Source organism: Sphingobacterium sp. SGL-16 (genome assembly GCF_011043515.1).
GTDB lineage: Bacteria > Bacteroidota > Bacteroidia > Sphingobacteriales > Sphingobacteriaceae > Sphingobacterium > Sphingobacterium litopenaei.
Genome location: NZ_JAAKGQ010000100.1, coordinates 1 through 1628, shown reverse-complemented (window position 1 = coordinate 1628; position 1628 = coordinate 1). Strand labels below are relative to the sequence as shown.

Sequence of the window (1628 nt, the reverse complement as noted above, 5' to 3'; positions counted from 1 at the left end):
AAATACTCTATTTAGCTAAATAGCCACCATCAACAGGATAGTAGGAGCCAGTTACAAACGAAGATTTGTCTGAAGCTAACCAAAGCGCTAATTCTGCAACTTCTTCAGATTTACCCAAACGTTGCATAGCATGTTGTGTTTCGAGGAAAGTTAACGTTTCTTTATCTAAATTATCATCCACAAGTGGAGTGGAAATAAAACCTGGGCCAATTGCATTGATACGAACACCTTTAGTACCGTATTCCCAACCTGCAGTTTTTGTAAGTCCTACTACTCCATGTTTTGCGGCTACATAAGCTGAAGAGTATGCAAAGCCTACCTGACCTAAAATAGAAGCCATATTGATAATACTTCCTCCTACTTTTTCGATTTCTGGAAGTTGATAGTGCATACCGTAGAAAACACCATTCAAGTTAATATCAATGACTTTTTTCCAACTTTCAAGGCCATAATCGCCAACTGTAGCTGCATCACCGCCGATACCTGCATTATTAACCGCAATATGTAAAGCTCCAAATTTTTCTACAGCAATATCAACTAATTTTTTATTGTCTTCTGGCGAAGAAGAATCTGCTTTTACAAATACAGTAGCTTCACCTAAAGAATTAGCTAATTTAGTACCTGAATCTTCATTCAAATCTGCTATTAAGACTTTAGCTCCTTCTTTGACGAAAAGCTCAACAATAGCCTTTCCTATACCTGAAGCTCCACCTGTTACAATTGCTACTTTATTCTCTAATTGTTTCATAATTATCTGATTTTAATGATGAAGACAAGTTAGGTGTTTTAATGTTTGCAAAGTATGATGTTGATTTCTTAAAATAATGACTTATAACAAATTAAAACTTTATGGAATATTAACGAATATATCATCATATTACTAAGTAATGCTAGACCAAAATTAAAATTATATGCTTTTAATAAATAAGCTTATGAGCAAGATGAATCTGAAGTGCGCCATTTATTTTACTGTTTTTGTGGCAATTTTATGTTTTACTAGTTGTACTTCAAAGCCTAAGCAAGTTTTAACATCAACAGTGAAATCTTCCTTAAAGAAAGACAGTGTTGAGAAGTTTAAATTAAACTGTGGATGTATGAGAGGTAGTGGAATTGAGTTTAAAAGAGATTCTTTATTTACACAGGTAGAAATAAATCCCGAACCTCCAGGAGGTATGAAGGTTTTTCGAGAATGGATTATACAAAATTATAATTTACCGCAGAAAGCGTACGATAATAGAGTAAAGGGTAACGTTATGATTTCATTTGTCGTGGAAAAAAATGGAACATTAACCGATTTTGTAGTTGAATTTGATAAAGGATTTGGTACAGGAGAAGCTGGAATAGAGATGTTGAAAAAAGGCGAGAAGTGGAAGCCTGGTATATTTAGTGGTATTCCTGTCAGAACGAAATATGCTTTGCCTATCCGTCTTGATATAGAAAGAATGAAAGTTGATACAAGCAAATAAAGAGGCTGTTCAAAAAGTATAAAATGAAAAATTTAAAATATGATTTTAGCAAAAAGCTATTTTATTTGGTAATGAAAAATGCAAAAAATTAAATTTTGAAACACTAATTTAAGAAAGTGTAAATAAGTAAAGAGGCTATCTAAAAAGGTCAGACAGCCTCTT

Annotated in this window: 2 protein-coding genes; one reads left to right on the top strand and one right to left on the bottom strand. The window is 32.9% G+C overall.

All coding sequences use genetic code 11. The features are described from left to right. Nucleotides 1-7 precede the first annotated feature (7 nt). Complete coding sequence (locus tag G5B32_RS16805) at nucleotides 8-748, bottom strand: SDR family NAD(P)-dependent oxidoreductase (protein WP_165292648.1); 741 nt, start codon at nucleotides 746-748, stop codon at nucleotides 8-10. Between the two features lie 184 nt (nucleotides 749-932). Between G5B32_RS16805 and G5B32_RS16800 the strand changes: the two genes are divergently transcribed. After that, complete coding sequence (locus G5B32_RS16800) at nucleotides 933-1466, top strand: energy transducer TonB (protein WP_165292647.1); 534 nt, start codon at nucleotides 933-935, stop codon at nucleotides 1464-1466. Nucleotides 1467-1628: the final 162 nt, after the last annotated feature.